Source organism: Paenibacillus sp. FSL M8-0142 (assembly GCF_038597315.1).
GTDB lineage: Bacteria > Bacillota > Bacilli > Paenibacillales > Paenibacillaceae > Paenibacillus_AQ > Paenibacillus_AQ lactis.
Genome location: NZ_CP152008.1, coordinates 5,949,613 through 5,966,888, shown reverse-complemented (window position 1 = coordinate 5,966,888; position 17,276 = coordinate 5,949,613). Strand labels below are relative to the sequence as shown.

General features: G+C 54.3%; 11 protein-coding genes. 6 read left to right on the top strand and 5 right to left on the bottom strand.

Annotation, left to right across the window (positions count from 1 at the left end; genetic code table 11):
* Positions 1–24: 24 nt before the first annotated feature.
* Together NSQ46_RS27075 and NSQ46_RS27070 are read right to left on the bottom strand one after the other, a co-directional pair.
* Positions 25–873, bottom strand: a complete 849-nt coding sequence (locus tag NSQ46_RS27075; RefSeq protein ID WP_342575389.1) for a hypothetical protein — start codon at positions 871–873, stop codon at positions 25–27.
* Entirely contained in the window at positions 863–1,384 is a 522-nt protein-coding gene (locus tag NSQ46_RS27070) for a sigma-70 family RNA polymerase sigma factor (RefSeq protein ID WP_251535998.1), read from the bottom strand. Before NSQ46_RS27070 ends, NSQ46_RS27075 begins: the two co-directional genes overlap by 11 nt.
* Before the next feature lie 354 nt (positions 1,385–1,738).
* Between NSQ46_RS27070 and NSQ46_RS27065 the strand changes: the two genes are divergently transcribed.
* Complete coding sequence (locus NSQ46_RS27065; protein WP_144873448.1) at positions 1,739–2,977, top strand: MFS transporter; 1,239 nt, start codon at positions 1,739–1,741, stop codon at positions 2,975–2,977.
* Positions 2,978–3,448: 471 nt separating this feature from the next.
* Here NSQ46_RS27065 and NSQ46_RS27060 read toward each other — a convergent pair whose 3' ends face one another.
* Positions 3,449–9,136, bottom strand: a complete 5,688-nt coding sequence (locus tag NSQ46_RS27060) for a WIAG-tail domain (protein WP_342575384.1) — start codon at positions 9,134–9,136, stop codon at positions 3,449–3,451.
* A 707-nt stretch (positions 9,137–9,843) separates the two neighbouring features.
* Here NSQ46_RS27060 and NSQ46_RS27055 point away from each other — a divergent pair.
* The 5 genes from NSQ46_RS27055 (at position 9,844) to NSQ46_RS27035 (ending at position 13,537) form a co-directional block, all read left to right on the top strand.
* Complete coding sequence (locus NSQ46_RS27055; RefSeq protein ID WP_342575382.1) at positions 9,844–11,349, top strand: HD domain-containing phosphohydrolase; 1,506 nt, start codon at positions 9,844–9,846, stop codon at positions 11,347–11,349.
* A 295-nt stretch (positions 11,350–11,644) separates the two neighbouring features.
* The gene (locus NSQ46_RS27050; RefSeq protein WP_007130439.1) at positions 11,645–11,848 is read left to right on the top strand and encodes a CsbD family protein; all 204 of its coding nucleotides are present in this window, start codon (positions 11,645–11,647) and stop codon (positions 11,846–11,848) included.
* Positions 11,849–11,876: 28 nt separating this feature from the next.
* Positions 11,877–12,158, top strand: coding sequence for a hypothetical protein (locus NSQ46_RS27045; RefSeq protein ID WP_007130438.1), 282 nt, complete (start codon positions 11,877–11,879; stop codon positions 12,156–12,158).
* Positions 12,159–12,412: 254 nt separating this feature from the next.
* Positions 12,413–13,087: an NAD(P)H-binding protein gene (locus NSQ46_RS27040; protein ID WP_007130437.1), complete on the top strand. Its 675-nt coding sequence runs from the start codon at positions 12,413–12,415 to the stop codon at positions 13,085–13,087.
* Between the two features lie 69 nt (positions 13,088–13,156).
* The gene (locus NSQ46_RS27035) at positions 13,157–13,537 is read left to right on the top strand and encodes a RidA family protein (RefSeq protein WP_007130436.1); all 381 of its coding nucleotides are present in this window, start codon (positions 13,157–13,159) and stop codon (positions 13,535–13,537) included.
* A 325-nt stretch (positions 13,538–13,862) separates the two neighbouring features.
* On the opposite strand, the gene NSQ46_RS27030 is transcribed toward NSQ46_RS27035, so the two are convergent.
* Both NSQ46_RS27030 and NSQ46_RS27025 read right to left on the bottom strand, forming a co-directional pair.
* Positions 13,863–15,476, bottom strand: a complete 1,614-nt coding sequence (locus NSQ46_RS27030; protein WP_007130435.1) for a response regulator — start codon at positions 15,474–15,476, stop codon at positions 13,863–13,865.
* Positions 15,477–15,485: 9 nt separating this feature from the next.
* Positions 15,486–17,267 carry a sensor histidine kinase gene (locus tag NSQ46_RS27025; RefSeq protein ID WP_007130434.1) on the bottom strand — a complete coding sequence of 594 codons (1,782 nt, stop codon included), beginning with the start codon at positions 17,265–17,267 and terminating at the stop codon, positions 15,486–15,488.
* Positions 17,268–17,276: the final 9 nt, after the last annotated feature.

Sequence of the window (17,276 nt, the reverse complement as noted above, 5' to 3'; positions counted from 1 at the left end):
AGGGGCGAAATCCTCCCAAGCCTCTTATTCCGGATGGGCATTGCTCATCCAGCTGTCAATGCGCAGATCCCCGGCGTAGCCTTCACGGGATGAGATTTCGCTGAGCTTCTGTTCCGCTTCCTCCCGGGTATCGAATCCGCCAATCGCGGCAATGAAATCACCGCCTGCTGTCTTAATGAACGTTACGTCATCTTCGTAATATATCTCCTCGAGGATTGCGAGGGACTCTCCCTGCGGCATAGCTTCACTACGGATATAAAACACTTCGCGCGGCGTTGCCTGTTTGCCGGTAGATGCAAGCCTGAGCTCGATATACCCCGGATCCCGATACTCCGACACGCTGTGGGTCACACCATCCTTCAGCTCTACCACAAAACGCATGGCGGAATCATCCAGGATGATATTTTCATAGACGTCCTCCACGAGCGGAAGAGCCAGCAGATCGTTCTTGACTGTATCGTAATCGAAATTTCGAACGCCGTTGAGCGTAAAAATGAGCCGGTTCGGCGCTTCCCGGTGCTCTACGGTATAGGAGGGCACGCTGGATACCGTTTCGCCTGCCTGGTCGAAGTTGATGCGAAGCACATCCGCTACAGTTTCGGTGGTGACGCTTACGCCATCTGTCCGCTCACCGCCCCCGCCAAACTGAAGCACCTGCACAATGCTGCCCACAACCGGGACTTTGGACAAGGCATTGGCAACGCCCGGTATGTTAACGACAAACAACAGGGCGAGGCTTGCGGCAACCACGCTCGAGTATCGCATCAAGCGGAGGGATCTTTTGCGCGCGGCCGCTTTGTGCCGGGCCGACTCCATCACATTAGCCAGCTGAGCCGGAATCTCGATCCGTTCATAACGATCCTTACCTGTCATATCCCTCGACCTCTCCTTCGATCAAATATTGTTTAAGCTTTCCGATGATTCGGTAAAACCGGGTTTTGACCGTGTTCTCCGGCAGCTCCAGGACATCGGCCATGTCTCTGAAGCGCAGGTCCTCGAAAAATTTCAAAATAATATACGCCTTCTCCTCCGGCGCAAGCCGGTCCATTGCCTCATATAAATCCAGCTTCTCTTCCAGCGGAACGGCAAGCTCGGCGGCCGCGTACTCCTGGGTCTGATCCTCCATAAAGGCGATCCGCTTGTTCCGGTTCAGACGATCGAGCGCGCAGTGAATCACGATCCGGGTAATCCAGGAGTCGAAATACTGCGGCGTCTTCATCCGCTCGAAGGAAAGATAAGCCTTGTACGTCGCCTCTGAGACGATATCCAGCGCGTCCTGCTCATTTTTGACATAACAATATGCCACCCGGTACAGTTTGCTGCTGCACCTCGTAATATGTTCGCTGAACTGCTGTTGGGAAAGTGCCTTGGCCAGTTCACTCACTCCTTGCTATTTAACGTCTTAATGATGCTGTACAGGATCGATGCTCGCGCGCGCATCATTGGCTGGCCAGCTTCATGCTTGTTAGCCATACCGACTATTAGACCGAGTAGGAGCCGAAATAGTTTTAGCGCATGACTAAAAAGTCATGGGAGTTTCAGGAAACCCTTAGACGCCAGAGTAGAAGACATCTTTCACGCAAGGAATTCCCTGGGTTGATTTCGTTTCTTGGGGTTAACAAGCGATAGGGAATAATGTTAACATGTGAGCATATAAGACTAGGAAGCGAGGCCGGAACATGTAGGTTGCTACCCCACCACCCATACAATTGAATACTGAAAGAAACGGGGTAGAACCATGAATAACAAGTCTTTCCGCTATCTCTGGACCGGTCAGGCCCTCGCCAATTGCGGCGATTTATTTTACGTTGTCGGGCTAATGGCGATCGTCCATGAGATCACGGGATCTGCCATGTATATGGCTATGATTCCTTTTGTTACTACGCTTGCTCGATTTATTAGCGGGGGCTTTGCGCCCGTACTGATGGACAAATATGCCCTGAAGTTGCTGCTTCTCATCTCGCAATGGGGAAAAACAACAGCACTGCTGCTGCTCGTCATGACCCGATATGCACTGGGGAATCAAGAGATGACGGTGTATGTGATTCTTGGCATGGTGTTCCTTATCTCGTTCCTGGACGGCTGGGCCGCTCCGGCGAGCCATGCAATGCTCCCCCGGCTTGTTCCGCGGGATGAATTAACCCGGGCGAACAGCTTCGTTGCCGTAGTTGACCAGATCATTCAGCTAGGCGGCTGGGCTGCCGGAGGAATGCTGGTCGCCATGGTCGGAGGCGGTCAGGTCATTTGGCTGACCGTCGTACTGGCAGCGGCTGCAGCTGTTTTGATGAACAGGATGGAGGATCCGCTCGTTTCAGGCGACTCAAGCGAACGGAGGGACCGTCCTCCGTATTGGAGCTCCATGCGTGAAGGCTGGGTACTCATCTGGAAACAGCCTGCTTTGCGGACGATCCACGTCATATATGTGCTGGAATCCATTGCCGGAGTCGTGTGGATCGCTGCTATCCTATATGTATACGTGTCCGAGGTGCTGCACAAGGAAGAGGCTTGGTGGGGATATATTAACGCCAGCTTTTTTCTGGGATTGATGGCAGGCGGATGGTGCGGCATGAAGGGCTCGAGGTGGATTGATCGCCATATCGGCAGCATAACCGTATATTCCTCCTTCGGCATCAGCCTGATGACGCTTGGCTTCGGAATGACCTCGATGCCGTGGCTGGCTTTGATGTTTTCGGCAGGGTTTGGTCTGTTTGATCAGCTCAAGGCGGTTTCATTGCAAACCATGCTTCAGCGGAGCGTGTCCCTGCAGCTGATGCCCAAAGTGTATGCGGCCCAAAGCTCGCTGATCTCACTCGTTTTTGGAGCGTCCACGCTGTTGTTCGGGTATGTCACAGACCGGTTTGGTGTCAGGGCGACCTTTATGGCAGCGGCAGGGATATTGTTCTTATCTGGCTGCTACGCGTTCGGGGCACGGTCCCGATGGCCGTCGGGTAAAAACGCTCCAGATAAGGCGCAATGAAAAATACGCTGGGGTATTTTTTCGTAATGCAGCACGGGTCCGTCATATGTACCGAATAGGGATTTGTGTCGGCAGTAGAGGGCGATTGTCGCGCCACAGGTACTTAAAAGGGTCCTGTAGCGGCAGTAAAAGGCGATTGCCGCGTTACAAGTACTTAAAAGGGTCCTGTTTTCAACTGCAGAAGGCAGGGGGCTACTCGGTCCGCCCGATTTCGGATGATCAAGGGATTATCATTCATATTGAAAGACGAGCTCTATGGCTCGTCTTTTTTGGCATAATATAGACCATTTGATAAGCTGTCCAGGAGCGGAGGATGTTAGCAGATTGCCGTGCTTTTCATAGGTCGGGAATTGCTGCTTACACTTACAATCATGCACATCCCCTGATGGGCAGCTTTAGCTGCAGCCGTGTACAAAAAGACTCCCCCAAGACGCTGAGATCGGGGGAGTCTTATAAAGAATTATGCACGTTCTACAGGGAAGGGCCAATCGCAATCCAAGATATGAAGCCGTAGGCCAGATTGCAGCCGGGCTGGCGCACAACCTCGAGCACGGCGCTGTCTTCTTGCTGGGATTTCAGCGAAATTTGGAAGCCGGGATTGTTGCTCATGCCTACGATGACATAGTTGATGCCGCCAAAAGGCTCCTCAAATTGAACCCCCACTTCGGCTTTGGCCTCGGGGCCGCTCAAAACGAAAGGCGTCATTCCATATTGTTGGAGCTTCGCCTGGCCGGCCGTACCGCGCACTGGCGTAAATCCGAGATGGCGGCTTTGAATGGAGCCATCGGCAATTTGCGTGCCGCCCAGAGAACCGTCAGCGACATGAGAACCTGTAATGGCACCTTGCGCAATATGGTCGCCGGTGATGGAAGCATCGGCGAGGGTGAAACCGTCGAAGGCATCCGGCCCGAGATGGCGGCTTTGAATGGAGCCATCGGCAATCTGCTTTCCGCCCAGAGAACCGTCAGCGACGTGCGACCCCGTAATAGCGCCCTGCGCAATATGGTCGCCGGTAATGGAAGCATCGGCGAGGGTGAAACCGTCGAAGGCGTCCGGCCCGAGATGGCGGCTTTCGATGGAGCCATCGGCAATTTGCGCACCGCCCAGAGAACCGTCAGCGACATGAGAACCTGTAATGGCACCCTGCGCAATATGGTCGCCGGTAACGGAAGCATCGGCGAGGGTGAAACCGTCGAAGGCATCCGGCCCGAGATGGCGGCTCTCGATGGAGCCATCGGCAATTTGCGCACCGCCCAGAGAACCGTCAGCGACGTGCGACCCCGTAATAGCACCCTGCGCAATATGGTCGCCGGTAACGGAAGCATCGGCAAGGGCGAAGCTGCTGAAGACGTCCGGTCCGAGATGGCGGCTCTCGATGGAGCCATCGGCAATTTGTGTGCCGCCCAGAGACCCATCGGCAACATGAGAACCTGTAATAGCACCCTGCGCAATATGGTCGCCGGTAACGGAAGCATCGGCGAGGGTGAAACCGTCGAAGGCATCCGGCCCGAGATGGCGGCTTTCGATGGAGCCATCGGCAATTTGCGCACCGCCCAGAGAACCGTCAGCGACGTGCGACCCCGTAATAGCGCCCTGCGCAATATGGTCGCCGGTGATGGAAGCATCGGCGAGGGTGAAACCGTCGAAGGCATCCGGCCCGAGATGGCGGCTCTCGATGGAGCCATCGGCAATCTGTGCACTACCCAGAGAACCGTCAGCGACATGAGAACCTGTAATAGCACCCTGCGCAATATGGTCGCCGGTAACGGAAGCATCGGCGAGGGCGAAGCTGCTGAAGACGTCCGGGCCGAGATGGCGGCTCTCGATGGAGCCATCGGCAATTTGCGCACCGCCCAGAGACCCATCGGCAATATGAGAACCTGTAATAGCACCCTGCGCAATATGGTCGCCGGTAACGGAAGCATCGGCAAGGGCGAAGCTGCTGAAGACGTCCGGTCCGAGATGGCGGCTTTGAATGGAGCCATCGGCAATTTGTGTGCCCCCCAGAGACCCATCGGCAATATGAGAACCTGTAATAGCACCCTGCGCAATATGGTCGCCGGTAACGGAAGCATCGGCGAGGGTGAATCCGTCGAAGGCATCCGGCCCCAGATGGCGGCTTTCAATGGAGCCATCAGCAATTTGCGCGCCGCCGAGCGACCCATCGGCAACATGCGATCCCGTAATAGCGCCCTGCGCGATGTGGACTCCGGTGACAGCGGCGTCGGTCAAATGAGCGCTGGTCACTGCCCTCATTCCCAGCTTGGCACTGTCAATGGCTCCATCGGCGAGGGTAAATCCGCTGAAGGCGTCCGGTCCGAGATGTCTGCTCTCGATGGCGCCGTCGGAAATGTGCGAGCCTGCAATGGTTCCATCCGCGATCTTATCTCCAGTCATCGTTCCTTCAGCTATGAGTTCCGCCGTAATCGCCCCGGCTTCGATATGCTCTGTACTGATGCAGTGCATCTGCAGGTGGTGGGGAAGGACCGCACCTTCGGCTAACTGCCGGGATCTTACCGAACCCGACTGCAGTTGATCCACGCCGACACTGTCTGGCTGCAGATGCACGTGCCCTACGGATTGATTCCCCAGATGGGCGGCATTAACGGAATAAGGCGCCAGGTGATGGCTCTGAATCGCGAACAGCTCAATATGATTGGAACCGACAGAACCTTCTGCGATATGCTGGCTGTTTACAGAGTCCTCCGCGATATGACCTGCAAGAATGCTTCCTTCCGTGAGATGGGAAGAAGTAATACTTGTTTCTTGAATATGGTGCGACCCGACCGAATCCGGAGCAAGATGGCGATCCGTTACGGCATTGTTCCCGATATGCTCTGATTTGACAATGTCTGCCCCTAGATGCTCGGACTGAATACTCACCTGCTGCAGGTGCCCGGAGCTGATGGAGAGCGGCTTGATTTTGTCCCCGCTCACGGAGTTTGGTTTCAGAGCCTGCTCGGATACCGACTCTGGGGAGAGATGGGCTTCCGAGACGGACCGATCTCCCAGCTTGGAGCCCGGAATGCTGCCGTCATTAAACAACATCTCCGGAGAGCGGGCTTCGTCCGCTAAGTGATTTAATGTGATGGATTTTTTCTTCAGGTGGTAACCGTAAATCGCTTCCTGCACAATATGCTTGCCCAAGATGGATTCCAGGCCGAGATGAGCGCCTTCTATTGCCTGCGGTGCGATTTTGTCTGAAGTAACCGCCTGGTCCTGGATCGCCTCTCCCGATACGGAACTTGGGGACAGGTGGGCCGATTGTACGGCCTTCTGGGCAATCTTATCTGCGGTGACGCTGCCCTCCGCAAGCTTGGAGGAAGTAACGGCAAGATCCACAAGCTTGTCGGTCGATACGCTTTCCGGCGACAGCTTCAGCGATGTAACGGCGTGGTCGCCCAGATGGCGGGGGACAATGGCGCCGTTCGCGATGGCGGATTCGGTAACGCTGTCCGGTGCAAAATGCTTCGGAATCAGGCAGCCCTCCGCAATATGAGCCTGATTTACCGCTTGTTCAGCCAGGTGCCGGGCCGAAATGGCTTGAACGGCGACATGGTCCGATTTAATGCTCGAGTTCTGAATATGATGCGTTTTGACCGAATCCGGAGCAAGATGGCGATCCGTTACGGCATTGTTTCCGATATGCTCTGATTTGACAATGTCTGCCCCCAGATGGTCGGACAGGATGCTCTCCTGCTGCAGGTGCCCGGCGCTGATGGAGAGCGGCTTGATTTTGTCCCCGCTGACAGAGTTTGGTTTCAAAGCCTGTTCGGATACCGACGCAGGGGAGAGATGGGCTTCCGAGACGGACTGATCTCCCAGCTTGGAACCCGGAATGCTGCCGTCATTAAACAACATCTCCGGAGAGCGGGCTTCGTCCGCCAAGTGATTTAATGTGACGGATTTTTTCTTCAGGTGGTAACCGTGGACGGCTTCCTGAACAATATGCTTGCCCGAGATGGATTCCAGGCCGAGATGAGCGCCTTCTATTGCCTGCGGTGCAATTTTGTCTGAAGTAACCGCCTGGTTCTGGATCGCCTCTCCCGTTACGGAACCCGGGGACAGGTGGGCTGATTGTACGGCCTTCTGGGCAATCTTATCTGCAGTGATGCTGCCCTCTGCAAGCTTGGAGGAGGTAACGGCAAGATCCGCAAGCTTGTCGGTCGATACGCTTTCTGGCGACAGCTTTAATGATGTAACGGCGTGGTCGCCCAGATGGCGAGGGGCAATAGCGCCATTCCCGATGGCCGATTCGGTCACGCTGCCCTCCGCGATTTTGTCCGCCGTGACCGAGCCTCGCGCAAGCGCCTTGCTCTGTACGCTTTCGGCCTTGAGATGCCTTGCTTCAATTGCTTGGTCGGACAGATGGGCCGAGCGCACCGCTTCTTCCTGAAGAGCGCTGGTTCCGACACTGCCTTGAGCTAGGTGATGCTGCAACACCGACTGTTTGGCGATATTGACGGAGGTGACGCCATCAAGCGCAATGATCGCTCCGCCGACAGAGCCGAGCGCCAGCTTGCTGCTTGTGACGCTGCCAGAAGCCAGCTGCTTTTCGCCAATGGATTCAGGCTGAAGATGCTGCCTGGCTACGGCGCCGTCGGCCAGATGCTGCGGTCCGACCGCTTTAGGCTTTATGGCGGATCCGGTTACGCTTTCCGCTGCAAAATGCTTCGGCGTCAGGCTGCCCTCCGCGATATGGGACGCTTTCACCGCTTGCTCAGCCAGATGTTGGGATGAAATCGCTTGATCTACAATATGGGCCGATTCTACCGATCCTTTGCTCAAATGCCGGGTCTGCACCGCTTCGTTAGCAATTTTGCTCGGGAGAACGCTTTGGTCTGCGATCTTGGAGGCAGTGACGGCTTGCTCCACCAGCTTCGCCGTATGGACAGACTGGTCGGCCAGCTTGAAGCTTGTAATGCTGGAATCGGCAAGATGCCGAGAAGCCACGGCGCCAGAAGCGAGTTGCTCATCTCCAATAGAGCCATGTCTGATTTGCTCGGTACCGATCGCGCCGTCCGCGATATGGCGGGAGAGGATGGTGCCAGCCTGTAGATGTGCCGAACCAACGGCGCCTTCGGCGATTTGGCTAGAACCGACGCTGCCATAAGCTAAATGCTCGGCAGTGACCGATCCGGGTGCCAAATGCCCGCTGTCTACGGAGCCTTGTTGGATATGTGAGCCGGAAACGGCACCATATTCAATCTTTTCGCTGCTGATCGCGCCGTCACGGATTTTGGTTGTCGTGACTGCGTAGTCAGCGAGCTTGGAGGTGTGCACGGCTCCGTTGGCCAGATGCCGGGTTTCGATCCCGCTGGAGGCAATTTTGTCGCCTCTGACAGATTGATCGTCAAGCAGCTCCGTCGTCACGATCAGATGCTGCAGGTGGCGGGCCGTCACGGCGCCATCGGCAATTTTATTCCCTTCGACCGAATGATCCGCGAGCTTCTGGGCAGTGATTGCGCCGTCTTTGATTTTGCTTCCGTTTACTGCGCCGTCGCGGAGCTTCCGAGTGGATAGCGAGCCGTCCATCAGGTGATCGCTGGTAATGGACAGGGGGGCGATCTTGCTTGAGGTAACGGCCTCGTCCGTGATATGGATGCTGCTCACGCTGTAATCCTGAAGCGCCTCGGCTCCTACGGCACCGGGTGCGATTTTGGAGGCGGTCACGGCCCGGGAGGCAATGCGGCTATCGGTAATCGCATATTCGCCGATATCTTCGGTGTATATGAATGCTCCCTTCACTCCGGGCATTTCCCTATCGGCCAGCAGCTGCTCTTGTTCAGCATGTATGGCCGCAAAGGATGAGGTATCGGCAGGTTTCTCTTGGCTCGGGAAAACTTCGCTCAATGGATTGCTCGGGTTCTGTTCCGGCAGAATATCGTGGATGACCTGTATCTGTTCCTGTATCTCTTCCTGTTCCTGCCTTATCTCCTGTTCAAACTGTTGTTCGTTCTCTTTCTCCTGCTTCAGTTCAGCTAGACCAACAAGGTCTTCCTCGGAATCCAAGACGGAAGCCGCGGACAGGATGCGGGCCTCCTTGTCTTTTTTGGAGTTGCGTCCCGTACCTCGCCCCAGCAGGTCAATCTCCCGGGTACTCGGATCGACTCTGAAGGGCTGGGTAGAGGAGGATGAGGTTTTCTTCTTTTTTTTCAAAACGGCACACTCCTTCTGAATACTAAATCGTCTCCGATATCCTATGCAGACGCGTAGGCGGCTGTCACAGATGTTTCGGGAGCTTAGCAGACGAACGGCCGGGGCTTTTATCAGGGGGCCTCTCCGATAGAAGTCGCCATGGGGAGCTGCCGGTAAAATGGAAAAGGGACCCGGCTGTGCAGCCAGGTCCCTTATTGCGGCGTGAAATGCGCCGCCTATAAAATTTAACCCCTGACAGACGCATGCGGTCTGTACAGTCGGTTCCGTGTGTGAAGTCATTCAAGAATCATTACTTCCAAAACAACAAAAGCCCTGCCTCTCTTTCGTCCTTGCGGCTCCGATGACCGCTCCAGTGTGAATCAGAAAACGTTCCTTAAAACTCTTACTCTTAGGGTCATTAAATAGGAATTTTCCACTTCATCTGAGATGTAATATCAATTTTCGAGGAACTTACGGGGTTAAACTTCATGTAACAGTTTATTATTATATCATAGTTGGGCCCGATAAGCAAAAATATTCAAGAATCTTGGCGAATGAGGTTTAAAGTTCTTGATTTTTTTGGCATTTCCAACGATATTCATAGTAACGACAATTTTAGCAAATTCGATAATTATCCTCATTTCATGCGGGATTTTGTGAATGATGCTGCAGACCGATGTTCGGCTTAAACGGGGTGTTTATTTCTGTTACGAAAGTAGAGGCGGACCATGCAACTGTATAAGTCATTTCTTAATCAGCTTATTCGGAATTATATGATCGGCTCGATTGCGGCTGTTCTTGTCGTCGGCGGCGTATTATTGGTAACGACCCTGGAAATTTCCTTCGAGGAAGGCGCGCGTCTGATGGTCATCCTTGCCATTTCGTTCATGATCATGAGCGTTTCGGAGCTCAGCGTCTTCCTGAAGCAGCTTAAGCCGATCCGTGCGGTCTTTGAAGAGGAAAACCCGGATCTGGATCTGCTTGAAAAAGCCTATTTACACGTGCATCGTATGCCGCGCCTCGCCGTTTATCGCATATTCGGCCCCCATCTGCTCGGGCTGTCGCTGCCGGCCATTCTCCTGACCTTATGGATGATGGAGCAGGGGAAGCTGAGCTTTCCTGCCTTTTACATATGGCTTGCGTCACTTGGAGCCGTTCTCCTTGCAAGCTGCCATGCCATGATTGAGTTCTTCCTGACGATTGCCGCCATTCGCCCGCTGATCAAGGGAATAAGGCGGAATGCGCTGTCGAGGTATGGTGTCGATTTCTCGCTGGAAGGGCAAGTATTCATGGCGATTCGCACCAAATTTTTGCTAAGCACGATGCTCATCGGCACATTTCCGCTCTTTCTGTTCTCGCTGGCCGTCCAGATTAGGCTGGAGGGGCTTAACAAAATTGCTCCGCAGCAGTATTGGGGTTGGGCAGGGTTCGTCCTGCTGCTCGGCGTCGGATTCGCATATGTCGGAGCATGGCTTTTAACCCAGGATTTACAGCGCCCCATCCGCCAGCTGTACCGGGCGATGAATGAAATTAAAGAAGGACGCCTTATCCAGACCTCGAATCTATATTCCGACGAATTCTCTACACTGATCGCGGGCTTCAATATGATGGTTCGCGGCCTTCAGGTGCGCGAGGAACGGAACCGTAAGCTGCTTGACAGCTACTTCGCGGCGCTTGCGGCCGCGCTTGATGCAAGAGATCCTTACACGGCCGGTCATTCGCTTCGGGTTGCGGAATATTCCGTTCTGATCGGCCGTCTGGCCGGTCTCAGCGAGGAGGAGATCGATCTGCTGCGTAAGACGGCGCTTCTGCATGATATCGGCAAAATCGGTGTGCGTGATCATATATTGCTGAAGGAAGGGAAGCTGACGGAAGAGGAGTTCAATCAGGTCAAGACGCATCCGCAGCAGGGCGAGAATATTTTGCTGCAGATTGAACCGGCCGACGCCATGGCTCCTTACCTGGAAGGGGTGCGATCCCATCACGAACGATATGACGGGTGCGGTTATCCGGATGGCCTGAAGGGCAAGGAAATCCCGTTGTTCGGGCGGATTATTGCCGTCGCGGATGCGTATGATGCGATGACGTCGGATCGTCCTTACCGCAGCGGCATGCGATCGGCGGATGCGCTGAATATATTGGAGGAGGGCAAGGGGACCCAGTGGGATCCGGATTTTGCAGGCATGTTCGTGAATTATATGAAAAGCGAGACAAAGGTGGCCTCGATTCGCTAAGAATGAGAGGCTGTTACATCAGACCTCAAGTACAGTTGATAGATAGATGCCCTGCGGGTCCTCATGGATTCGCGGGGCATTTTGCTGTGTTCGCCCCTCTGCTGCCTTGGCTATAGCATGGATGATAAAGCAGTGACCCTCCCTACAGAATTGGCGCCAGGTGAGGCAAGCGGTAGAAGGTGATCCTTCCATGACAGCTTCCTTCAAGGATTCAGAGCGGCAGCAGGCGGGTAAACACAATGTACAGACGATAGATGAATGCAGGAGTCATTACTTGATAGGGAGGCAGATATCTATGGATAACAACGTTTTTAAAGGGAAATGGAACCAGATCAAGGGTGAAGCGAAGAAGCAATGGGGCAAATTGACCGATGACGACCTGGATGTCATCGCCGGAGAGAAGGATAAATTGGTTGGGAAGCTGCAGGAACGCTACGGACATTCGAAGGATGCCGCAGAGCGCGAATATGCGGATTGGAGCGCCAGATTTCGGGATTAAAGCCTTAGATTAAGGGAGGCGAATGATCGTGTTGGAGAACCGGGTTGTGACCGGCAAGGTGATCGATATTCGTAACGATAAGGTGCTTACGCTTCATGGAGACATGGTCAGTACGTTTGATATGAAGTACTATGTCTGGATGGAGGAGGAGCCCTTCCCTATTCACGAAGGCTTGAGCGAGGCGTCCATAACGGGCGGTTTGCCGGAGGGGGACGCGGCGCATGCCGAAGCCCCCGGCTGGTTCCGCAGAGATTGGAAGCCGCTGCTTAACTTGATAACCGCTTGGAGAAAGAGTGCGAATCGTGCCTGATTTGCACTCTTTTTCTGTATTTAAGCTGCGGCTCATCCTCCTGTAAACGGCTGTATGGTCCATGAGTGGTTTCACCTGATTCAAGTATGTTGACAGCTCCGTTATGGGGTGTAGAATGATCTCAGTAGCAGGAGTTCGGTCAGCCTAACTTTGACGGAGGTTTTGTCCACATCTAAGCTGTCCAGGTTGTCCATAAGCCGCGGTCTTAACCTGATGAATGATTTAGATGATGAATAATTAAGGAGGGCAGTTAGATGGGACGGATAACACTCGTTATTGGGGCAACGGGGCTTGTAGGGGGACAGGTTACCGAGGAATTGCTGAAGAGACCCGAGATGAATGAGGTCCGGGTGCTGGTGAGAAGACCGCCTGACGCTACCCATCCGAGTCTGCGGAGCATTCCCGTGAATTGGGATGAGCTCGAACGCTTCGAAGAAGCCTTCGCGGGTGTTCACAGCGTGTATTGCTGCCTCGGGACAACGATCAAGAAGGCCGGCTCCCGGGAGCAATTCCGGAAGGTCGATGTGGAATACGTGCTGAAGTCGGCGACCCTTGCCAGAAGGCACGGCGTTCGCCAATTCCTGGCGGTCAGCTCGATGGGGGCAAGCCCGGATGTGCGGAATTTCTATCTTCGGACCAAGGGCGAAATGGAGGAAGGCCTGACCGAAATGGGCTTTCATGGCCTGCATCTGTTCCGTCCGTCTTTACTGCTTGGAAAGCGGCCGGACAGCCGTTTCGGCGAGCAGGCAGCTGCGGCATTGATGACTTCTCTGGATGTGCTGTTCAGGCGTCCGAAGCTCGCTCCATACCGGGCAGTCCCTTCACTGAAGGTGGCCCGCGCCATGGTGAGGATCGGGCTTACCGATATGAAGGGGCATCACATCTATCCGAATGAAGTCATTCATGTGCTGGGCGATACGGCTGAATAAATTTGCCAGTCTGCAGCCGGACGTTTACAATGTGAACATAACAGAATTACATAGAAGGGAGCCTTATCCATGAACAAACATATTATTTCCACGCCTAAAGCGCCAGGCGCGATCGGCCCTTACAGCCAGGCGGTAGAGATCAACGGCTTCGTATACACCTCCGGCCAGCTCGGTCTGAATCCGGAAACGGGGGAATTCGGTGAAGGCGTGCAGGAACAGGCGCGGCTGTCCTTAAGCAATGTAAAGGCCATTCTTGAAGCGGCAGGGACAAGCCTGGACCAGGTCGTCAAAACAACCGTATTCCTGAAGGACATGAATGATTTCGCAGCGGTAAACGAGGTGTACGGCAGCTTCTTTTCCGAGCCTTATCCGGCGCGGAGCGCGGTGGAGGTAGCCCGCCTGCCTAAGGACGGACTGGTGGAAATCGAAGTCATTGCAGTCAAGGGATAATGGATCGAAGGAAAACGTAAGGAAGAGCTCCGGCGCCCTAGAGGCGGCCGGGAGCTCTTTTTTTTGTCAGGGTCAGCTTTACTTGTATGGGAGCCGGCCAGTTCAACTGGGAGCGCGAGGAACAAGACTGGACGTTGCCGTCGCCAAGCGGGTGTTTCCCGGGCCCAAGCGGGCGTACCCGTGACCCGGTGTTTCCAGGAACCCAAGCGGGCGTTCCGTGCCCCCCGGTCTTTTCGAGGCCGCAGTAGGTGTTCCAGTCCCGTGACCCGGTGTTTTCCCAGGCTCAAGCCGGTGTTCCCGTAGCAAATATTCCGGCTGTTGCTTCTTACTTCTGGTGCACCTTCCGATATTCGTTGGGCGTCACGCCCTCCATTTTTTTAAACACCTTGCTGAAGTACTTTTCATCCTGGTAACCGACCATCTCTGCAATCTGGGCAATGCGGAGCTGAGGATTGAGCAGCAGGGTCTTGGCCTTGTCGATGCGTACACGTCCGAGAAAATCGGAGAGGGTCACGCCGAATTCCTGTTTGAATTTGCGGGAGATATACTCCCTGCTGAGGAAGAAGCGACCGGCAATCTGCTGCAATGAAATCTCCTCATGATAGCTGTTTTCCAAATACCGGGCGATATCATGAATAATATGGCTGTCCTTCGAATGAATCTGGGTAAGCACTCTGGAGGCTGCGTTGAGTCGGCCGCAAATCTGTTCCCGCCAGCGGTCCCAGCACAGCATGCCGTCCTCATTCAAGGGAAGAGGGGACGGCAGGTCTTGGGAGATTTCCGCGTCCTCCACGGGCTCCTGTACGCTCTTTACCTCATTCTCGGTCCAATGCTGCTGCATCCAGTCCCATTCGGAGTTTATGCGCAGCAGCTGCTCCGGAGACACCCGATCCATGTCCCGGATATCCTTCATCCACTCATCCGCGGCTGCTTCGATCCGTTCCTTGCTCCCGCTCAGGGCGGCTAATTTGAATTTCTCTTCATACGTGGCCAAGCGAGGGGTACGGGAGCCTTCGCTTTCCGGGACGCGGTCTTTGTGAACTCGCGATTTGCCTGTCAGCAGGTTGCGGCTCCACAAGGCCTGGACGGCGTTCAAGTATGCTTTCGGCAGCTCAGCAGGGAAAGCTGCTGCCGCATAGCCGAAATGGGCCCGGCGCCGGAGAATGGCGAACAATCCGTCGTTGATCCGTTCGAGCATATCGTTGACGGGCAGACGAGGGTTCCAGTACAGCACAATCATTTCACCGGGCTTGTCGATATGGCGGAAAGCGACACCCTGATCGCGCAGCAGCTCGTTGCAGATATTAATCAAGGTGAAGGAGAGCAGATGCCGCCGGTTCCGAAATTTGGACAGCAGGTCTTTGTCAAACTGAACATCGCTTATAACGACGATATGACAGAGAGCTCCTGTCTGAGGCAGAGCTATCCGGTTTCGCAGCTGGGCTACGATGCTCTCTCTGCTGCCGTATCCGTTCACAAGATCCGAGAGAAGCCGGTCCATATAGAGCGGGGTCATCTGGTTCATCTCGATATTTTGGCTCATGATCTGCTTCCGCTTTTCTTCCTCCAACCGCCAGGCATCCGCCGCTTTGCCGAGCGCCTCGTTCAGACTTTCCGCCTCGACCGGCTTCAAAATATAATCCGATCCCCCCGAGCGGATCGTATGCCGGACATACTCGAAATCATCGTATCCGCTGATGACGAGCACCTTGATGTCGGGTCTGGATGTGTGCAGCCAGGTCAGCAGCTCGAGGCCGTTTGAATTCGGCATCCGCATATCGGTCATGACGATCTGGGGATCTTTCTCCTCAATCAGCCGAACCGCTTCCTCGCCGTCGGCAGCCTGATAGATTTCCGTTATGCCATGACGCTCCCAGTCCGCAAGCATCTCAATCGCTTCTCTTACGTGCTGTTCGTCGTCTACGATCAATACTTTCATCTCTTCTGCTCACTCTCCCCAAGCGTTGATATTGAGCGTGACAATGACGCCATGCGGCACTGCATTCTCGATGGTTAAAACAGCCTTGTTGTCCGTATACAGGTTCAGGCGCATCAGCACATTCATAAGCCCGATGGAGATATCCCCGGCATCGCCGCTTCGCGGCTCATAGCCCGAAGGATCGGCCAGCATGCGGCGGATAGCGGCCAGTCTGTCTTCCTCAATCGACGTGCCGTTATTCTCGACCACGACGACGAGTCTATGTTCCTCTGTAATACGCGAAGAAATCGATAAGCGTCCCACGGTATCCCTGGTGTTCATGCCGTGCTTGAAATAGTTCTCGACGATCGGCTGCAGAATCATCTTCGGAACGGGAGCCTGCAGGCTTTCCGGCTCCAAATCCCATGTAATTTCAAGCTGATCGCGGAAACGCTGCTTCTGGAGCTCCAAGTAGAGCCGCACATGATGGATCTCATCCTGCAGCGTCACTTTCGCCTCGCTGTTACGCATATTGTAGCGCATGATATTGGCGAGGGAGGAGAGCAGGGAATAGATCCGCGGCACCTTATGCTGAAGGGCCAACGTTCCGATGGACTGAAGCGCATTGTACAGAAAATGCGGGTCGATCTGTGCCTGCAGCGCTTTCAGCTGGTTGGTCTTGTTGGCCAGCTCCAGCCGGTATTCCCGCAGGATCAGGTTGTTGATCGTGTCCATCATATTCCGGAACCGCCGGGATAAAATTCCGATCTCGTCCGGGCTCGTTACATCGATATCGACATCCAGCCGCCCGGTCTGTACCTGATTCATATAACTCGTGAGCTGTTTAATGGGTCTTGTAATCCGAATGGATATCCATAGGGTGCCGAAAATGACAACCAGTAGAGCAAAAATGGCAATGATCGCGTTGATCCCCGTCAGTTCCGTCGAATTTTTGTACAGCGTTTTATGCGGTATCTGCTTCACCAAAGTCCAGGGGGCGTACGGCAGATCCAGCTTCTCATAGATCACCATCGCTTGCTTGCCGTCATAATAGCCCTGTTTTTCCTTGGCGATTTCATTCAGCAGCGTCTGATCGGCAAAGGGCTGCCCGATTTCATCGGGATTCGGACTATACATGATGCTGCCTGTATCATCAATCAAGTATAACTGCTCCTCCCCCTTGGCATACAGTTGGTCGCAAATGGCCAAGATACTGTCAAGTTTCACATCAATCGCCATTAGAGCGTACTGCTCGGGAGATGGAATGTTGTTGATCGACCGGTAAAAGGTGATCACCTTGAAATCGGTAATGTCAGCCGGTCTGCGGGGAAATCCGTAGTTATGAACCTCATGGATCGGCTCGACCGCGGCAGGGCCGGGACCGAACTGCTCAATCCGGCGGTAAGGCTCCTTCCGGAACTCGCGCCTTGGAAGATTGCTCGACACTTGGGTCGATTGACCGGTTAAGTAGTTGTGCAGGTAGATCTGATGAATGTCCTCCATCCCTGTCTGAATCGCCTGCAGGGTGGCATAGAGCTCGGCAATGACGCGGTGATTGTCCGGATCCAGGGCGAGATTGCGCAGAAAATAGGAGTCCGAATAGACGGAGAGCGAAGCCCGATTGATGCTGTTCATATAGTTTCTTAAATTGGTCGCTCCTTGATAAATTAGCCGAATGTTCTCGTTAACCGTCTGTTCCTTCACGGATTCGCGGGTATGCGAGAATGTGATGATTAAGGAGAGCAGAAGCGGAATCGTTGTAACGGCCAGCATGAATTGAATCAGCCGGGTTTGAATACTGCGGAATTTCATGACAGCTCA

Coding starts and splice junctions, on each gene's coding strand:
- NSQ46_RS27075 (WP_342575389.1), bottom strand. CDS start 873: ATGACAGGTAAGGATCGTTATGAACGGATCGAGATTCCGGCTCAGCTG.
- NSQ46_RS27025 (WP_007130434.1), bottom strand. CDS start 17,267: ATGAAATTCCGCAGTATTCAAACCCGGCTGATTCAATTCATGCTGGCC.
- NSQ46_RS27040 (WP_007130437.1), top strand. CDS start 12,413: ATGGGACGGATAACACTCGTTATTGGGGCAACGGGGCTTGTAGGGGGA.
- NSQ46_RS27050 (WP_007130439.1), top strand. CDS start 11,645: ATGGATAACAACGTTTTTAAAGGGAAATGGAACCAGATCAAGGGTGAA.
- NSQ46_RS27065 (WP_144873448.1), top strand. CDS start 1,739: ATGAATAACAAGTCTTTCCGCTATCTCTGGACCGGTCAGGCCCTCGCC.
- NSQ46_RS27030 (WP_007130435.1), bottom strand. CDS start 15,476: ATGAAAGTATTGATCGTAGACGACGAACAGCACGTAAGAGAAGCGATT.
- NSQ46_RS27055 (WP_342575382.1), top strand. CDS start 9,844: ATGCAACTGTATAAGTCATTTCTTAATCAGCTTATTCGGAATTATATG.
- NSQ46_RS27035 (WP_007130436.1), top strand. CDS start 13,157: ATGAACAAACATATTATTTCCACGCCTAAAGCGCCAGGCGCGATCGGC.